5 protein-coding genes and 1 pseudogene are annotated in these 5,853 nt (G+C 70.0%); 1 reads left to right on the top strand and 5 read right to left on the bottom strand.

The window, feature by feature from the left end; translation table 11 throughout:
- From O3Q52_RS47500 to O3Q52_RS47485, 4 genes and pseudogenes are all read right to left on the bottom strand, one after another.
- Nucleotides 1-224, bottom strand: a pseudogene (locus O3Q52_RS47500) (sugar ABC transporter substrate-binding protein); the annotation flags it as partial.
- Between the two features lie 1,456 nt (nucleotides 225-1,680).
- A complete protein-coding gene (locus tag O3Q52_RS47495) occupies nucleotides 1,681-1,971 on the bottom strand; it encodes a hypothetical protein (RefSeq protein ID WP_269654686.1) in 291 nt (96 codons plus the stop codon).
- Nucleotides 1,972-2,939: 968 nt separating this feature from the next.
- Entirely contained in the window at nucleotides 2,940-3,215 is a 276-nt protein-coding gene (locus tag O3Q52_RS47490; protein WP_269654685.1) for a hypothetical protein, read from the bottom strand.
- 1,138 nt (nucleotides 3,216-4,353) lie between these two features.
- Nucleotides 4,354-5,253, bottom strand: coding sequence for a hypothetical protein (locus O3Q52_RS47485; RefSeq protein WP_269654684.1), 900 nt, complete (start codon nucleotides 5,251-5,253; stop codon nucleotides 4,354-4,356).
- 247 nt (nucleotides 5,254-5,500) lie between these two features.
- Between O3Q52_RS47485 and O3Q52_RS47480 the strand changes: the two genes are divergently transcribed.
- On the top strand, nucleotides 5,501-5,641 hold the full coding sequence (locus O3Q52_RS47480) for a hypothetical protein (RefSeq protein ID WP_269654683.1): 141 nt from the start codon (nucleotides 5,501-5,503) through the stop codon (nucleotides 5,639-5,641).
- Nucleotides 5,642-5,647: 6 nt separating this feature from the next.
- Here O3Q52_RS47480 and O3Q52_RS47475 read toward each other — a convergent pair.
- The coding region (locus tag O3Q52_RS47475) for a hypothetical protein (protein WP_269654682.1) at nucleotides 5,648-5,853 on the bottom strand (206 nt) is incomplete at its 5' end.

Below are 5,853 nucleotides of genomic sequence, written 5' to 3'. Positions count from 1 at the left end.
GCGGCCTCGGCACCCTTGCGGATGAGGTCCCAGAAGGTGTCGCCGGGGGCCGCGTGGGTGATCATCGCGACCTTCATACGGGGGGTGTCGGCCTTGCCGGCAGCCGCGTTGCCCGTGTCCTCCTCGGCCTTCTTGCCGCCGGAGTCACTGGAACAGCCGGCGGCGAGCAGGGTTCCGGCGAGGACCGTAGCGGTGAGAATGGCGACTCGGTGGTGTCTGTGCATGTCCCTTGCACCTCGCTGTGCTGGTCGGGATGGAGTCTGTGGCGGCGGAACGCGTGTGACGTCGGCAATCGGTGGTCGCTGTATCGGTCACCGAGCGGGCGACGCGGAGCCCCAGAGGTCTTGCATGTGTCGTACGGCGCGGTGGCGCGTCTTGTGCGGCAGTCATGGGTGCGGACCGTCTGCTTGTTGACTGGAGCGCTTTAGTAGCGCGCTCTAGTTGGAGAGACTATGGAGCCGCTCTGCGGGGATGTCAACAGCTTTGTCAGGACGTACCAACAAAGTGTTCGGAACGGAATTGGGGCGCGGATCTCGTCGCGAGGCGAGCGGTAGTGGCCACGTGGGCGCTCATCGGCGGCTCGCCCCGACCCCAGCCCGGACCGGTCGGCTCAGCCGCTCCCAGATCGGTGCCGCCTTCAAGGGAGCCGGCCGCAAGCGTGGTTTCGACGCCAACGTCGAGCGCCTCGGGGGCGTCTTCCGGACCGCTAAATGGAGTCGCGGCGCATCGTCCGAACCTGTCCCTCGGTCCACTCCCCAGTTACCGGTAGTTCGTTAAATCCGGCGGTAGAGGTCAATGCCGTGTCCGGTGGTGACTGCGTCGATCAGGGCCTGGAGTTCGGAGGGTGGGTCCTTGTCCGTCCAGGCTCGCCACCATCGGTTGAGAGTGACGGCGGGGGCAAGCCAGGAACGGATCGCCCGTAAGGCCCTGGGCCAGCAGGGCTGTTGGTGCTGGTGGGACGGGGCTGAGCCCCCTCTCTGGCCCCTCGTTGGGGCACGGGTCCGGCGCGGCGGCATCCACGGGGCCGGGTGGGGCGAACCATTGGTCCCAGCAGAAGGAGAAGGCGCAGTTCACCAGTGTCTGATGTCGGCGGATGGCGCGGTCGGAACGGACCTGGAAGTCGGCCCAGCCGAGTTCGTCCTTGACCTGCTTGTAGCTCTGCTCGATCCACGGCCGCAGGCCGTAAAGGCGGACGATCTCGGCGAGGTCGGCCGGCGGATACGGGCTGGTGGCGGCGTGGGGCGCATCGGGGTGGGACAGGTTGGTGGCCAGGTGCCAGGTGCCAGGTGGCCTTCTCCGGCAGGGGCAGGGGCGGGGCACCGTCCTTTTCGTAGGCGGCGGCGAGCGCGGCCCGCAGGTCGGCCCCGTTGCGCACGCCGTCAGGCGGGGGCGCGTTGAGCGCGCGCAGTCGGCCGCGTTCGTTGATCCGGGCCCGGCGCCACCACCGCTTCGCGTCGATGACCGCCCGGGGATCGTCGGTGATCCCTTCGACGAAGGTGATCACGTTCTTCTCGCTCGGGACCGGCCCGCTGGTGCGGGCGGTGCGCTGGAGCGTGGACACCGACAAGCGGGTGCGCCGGGAGAGTTCGGCCCAGCCCGGGCCGTGGATCCAGTGCATCTGGGTGAGGAAGACGCCGAGTTGGGTCCGTGCCTGGGTGGGCGGCCTGCCGGCCTCTGCGGTCACGGCCGGGGCTCCTGTGCCGCGTGGACGGCGGCCGCGGCGAACGCGGCGGCGAGCGTGCCGGCCGTGTGCCTGCCGGTGAGGCGGACACACGCGACGACGGCCGCGACGCCGACCGCGCCCAGGCTGCTGACGAGGGCGATGACGTCGCCGAGGGCCATGCCGCTCATGGCGAGCACGCCGCCGATGGAGGGAAACGCGACGACACCGGCGACCTGCACCGCCGGCCGGGGGCGGACGGGAGCGCCGGGGACGGGCTCGGGCGCGGACAGGGGGACGACATGAGGCACGCGAGCACTCCTGGAGCACGAGACGGCCGCCCGCACACGGGGAGCGGGCCGCCGGAGAACGGACGGGTCGCAAAGGGCCGACATCCGCAGGCAGTTGGCGCTGCCTCAGCGCGGTGCCGGTGCGCCGAGCATGCCACGGGCGCGCACCACACCGCCTCCCCTGATTATCCCGAATGTCCCCCAACTGGTCAGGGCCGATCCAGCAGGGGACATCACGCAGTGACACCGGGATCGGCGCCAGGAGGCGCTGATACGGATCTGCCTCGTCACGACCAGCCATCGCGCCACCACTTCAGCTACTCTCCGCCACGATGCTGGTCAGGTCTGTTCCGGACCTGCTTGCCCCGGGACGAGGACCGGGCTCATGATGCGTGGCATCCGCTGACCGGCCCCTGAGGGCCGGCGGCGCTCCTGAGCTGTACGGGTCGCAATTCCGCCGCATCAGGACACCCCGCAGGCCGTGTTGGCGCACGCCCTGCCCTCCCGGGGCCCGGCACACACCGTGCGCCGGGCCCCCGGCACGTGATCCACCGAATGCGAGGCTGCGGGCGAAGGCCACCCGAGCCTCCAGACGGCCACCGCCGGCCGACCTGATATCCCTGCCCCCCACCGTCACCGAACACTGCGCCTCCGCAGCGTCCCGACCGCGTCCAAGATTTCTTGCCGGAACACCCCTGTCCCGGGGCTGAGCGAATAGGCACCCGCCGAAGTCCTGAGGAGTCTCCCGTGTCCCGCTGCATCCCTTCCCGCCACGGCCGAGCCCGCCAGTGACAGGAGCTCGCCCACGCCTGAGGTGTCCCCGAAGTCGACGTGCTCGCGCCGACAGTCGGCGAGTTGTCCACGGGCAGTGCACGTTCGGACTCCGAGCGGGCAGGGCGCGCGGGCGGGTTGGGCACGCACTGCTGCGGTGGCAGCGCGACTTGGTGTCCCCTTGTCGTGGCGGGTGGTGGTCGGGCGGTTGGCTGTGCTCAGGCGGCGAAGGCGAAGTAGGTGCCGAGGGTGAGGCCGGAGAAGGTGATGAGCTGGCGGGGCTTGAGGCAGATAAAGGCGGTGTGCATGGCGATGCCGGCGACGATGGCGTACGGCATGGTCTGCTTGATGAGCAGGGCGGGCGGCAGCGCGAGCTCCGCCGCGATGACGGTTGCCGCGAGGAGGCGCCACACGCGGATGTCGCGGTCGGTGAGGTTGCCCAGGTGACGGCGGACGCCGGGCACGGTGAACTGGCGGGGGTGCGGAGATGCCAACGGGGTCAGCCGGCAGGCTCTCGATGAGCTGGAGCTGCGTCGCATCCAGGCTCGTGAAGGGGCCGGGCTGGGAGTAGTCGAGCGCGTCATCGGCCATAACCGGGCATCGTATGCGGCGTCTGACATCCGGCGCCGCGCAGCCTTCAGCTGGTCCACGGTGTTGCTGAAATCGCCGACATTTCGGCCGCCAAGCACGCTCAAGCGTTCCCAGAACTCATGTCCTTTGACAGCGAACCTAGTCGTTTGCCACCGAACCGAGCCCGATCGAAGTCGGGCGGGAAGCCGGGTGCGTCCCTCGTCAGCACCGCACGCGACGAGTCATTGCGGATCAGGACTGGGCGCACTCGTGTGAGGCCGTCAGGGGTCTTGGTGGAGGCCGATGTGTGTCCCGGCTGATGCATTGACGGGTCTCATCGGCGTCTTGCTCGGGGCTTCGGCGATCAGTGTCCTTGTCGCGTCCGGCCGGTGGCAGCAAAACGTCTTCACATGGACACCACCGGAACTCGGAGATGCCCGTGACGAGACGCCGACGTACCAATCGGGTAGGAGGGCCCGGTGACCGGCCCTCCTACCCGATAGATGCTCCGTCAGAAGGGCAGCTCAGGCTCAACTTCCGAGAGGCATCCTCAGCGGTTACCTACAGCGAGGGCCCGTGGGGCGACCGTCGGCCACTCCCAGTCGGCGAAGAGCACGACGACACAGACGGCCTGCGCTGACCTGAGCGCACACACGGAGACGCCCCGGTGAGCGTCAGGGAAGTCGCAGGGGTGGTCTGGGCCTTGCAGGGCGATGGTCCGCAGGCTGGTTCCGCGCGGCCTGTACGGGCCGGTGCAGGACTGCCGCGACGGCGTCTTGGGCGGCTGACGCGTCCCTGAAGTGTGGCTGCTGCTGGTGCGTCGGTTACAAGCGCTTGGCTGTGCGGTCGCGCAGCAGCACCCACGGACTCGCGTCGGCGCCGCGTGGGCGCGCAGCCGGTCCATGCAGCAGTACGGCGTAAGCCGTACTCTCCGCCTTGCTCGGGGCGGCAGACTGACCTGACGCTTCCGGGGTTGGGAATGACCTCGGCATGCCCAATAACAAGCCCTTCGGATCGTGCTGGCCACCGCAAGGCGAAAAACATGATCAAGCAGCAAGAGGACTACACAGCGGTGCGTCGGCGTTCGGCGTCGACCGCGCGCCGTAGAGCCTCCAGCTTGAGGGGCAGCAGCTGGCGCAGTCCGTCGTACCGCAGCCGGCCGACCCGGTACGAGGTGATCAGCCCGTTCTCCTCCAGCGGCATCCCGGGCGGACGGATCGTCGTGTTGCCCTGGTTGTCGAAGACGCCGTCGTGGTTCATCCAGAGCGACACCCACAGCTTCGAGGTGCCATGGGCGCGCTGCACGAAGCCCCTGCGCACGTCCATCCAGCCCGCCAGCGCGGCCCGGCTCAGCGCTGAGGTCTCGACCCACTCCCTCTCAATGGCGCCGCCGCCCTGGGGTCGCCGCTCGATGTATACCGCGGCGTAGTCCTTGCCCAGGTGAGTGGTGCGCAGGCCCGCCAGCTCCCCACTGCGCGCAGCGGTGTCCAGTTCCAGCGCGAGCAGCGCCGTCAGCCGGGTCTGTGCCGGGGACATGGTCCCGGCGAGGGAGCGGTCGAGCTGGCGGGCCAGAGCGGACAGGGTCGCCGCCTCCGGTGCGGGCTGCAGCGGGATCTCCCCGCCGCCCAGGTGCAGCGCGAGCAGGCCCAATGCCTTGCGCAATAGGTCGAGGCACGTGCGGCGGATCTCGTTGGTCGCCTCCGACGTGGGCGGGAAGCCCCCGGCGACCTGGCGATGCCTCAGCGTCCCGGACTCCGCGAGTCGTACGTACGGGGCGAGCGTCTCTTCCTCGAGGAGCCGCTGCAAGCTGCGCCGGGCACCGATCGGCAGCGCCCCGCGGTCCAGGGCCCGCTCCAGCTCCCCGCGCACCATGTCCAGCTGACGCCGACGGGCTGCGCCGACGCCCAGCCCGTCAAGGAGTTGGTCGAGAGCGCGGACCGAGGGGAACATCGACGTCTGCACGCTGTGATTGTCACGCATGCTCGTCGGCCGCACTGCGGGACAGCTGAGGCCGCGAACTTCCCGGACTTCCTCCGCGCGGATGAGGAAGGTCTTCGGAACCTGACCGTGAGGCTTCTGCACGGCGGGGGCCCCAAGAACGGACTCGGACAGCGCGAGGGCGCCGACGAGGCGCCCGGAGGGCGGTCAAGGGCTGGTGGAAGTCGGGGTACGGGCTCAGCGGACAGCGACTGGATCGACGATCGAGGCCATGGCCGCGACGGCGGCGACGCCAATGGTCATCGGCCCGCGTGCGGGCGGGGTGGCGGTGTGCCAGGTAGGCGAGGGCACCGGGGACAGGGACGAGGGCCAGACCGAGCAGGATGAGAACGAGCAAGGCGTGCCGGGGTGATCCGGGTCACTGCGCGGGGGCGGAGGTGTCCTGGGGGGCGAGGAGAGCGGCGAATTCGCGGTCGTGGGCTGCGCGGTCGCGGGCCTGCGCAGCGGCATCGTGGTGCGCACCGGCGGTCTCAGGTTCGAGGGCGGCGAGTTCCTCGTAGCGCTCGCCCGCCTCCTCGCGCAGCGCGGCCAGCCGGCGCAGAGCCTCGGCGCGGGCCGCGGGTC

This window comes from Streptomyces sp. ActVer (assembly GCF_027270795.1).
Lineage (GTDB): Bacteria > Actinomycetota > Actinomycetes > Streptomycetales > Streptomycetaceae > Streptomyces > Streptomyces umbrinus_A.
Note: the sequence above shows the minus strand (reverse complement) of the source record. Positions and strands in the feature narration are given on the sequence as shown.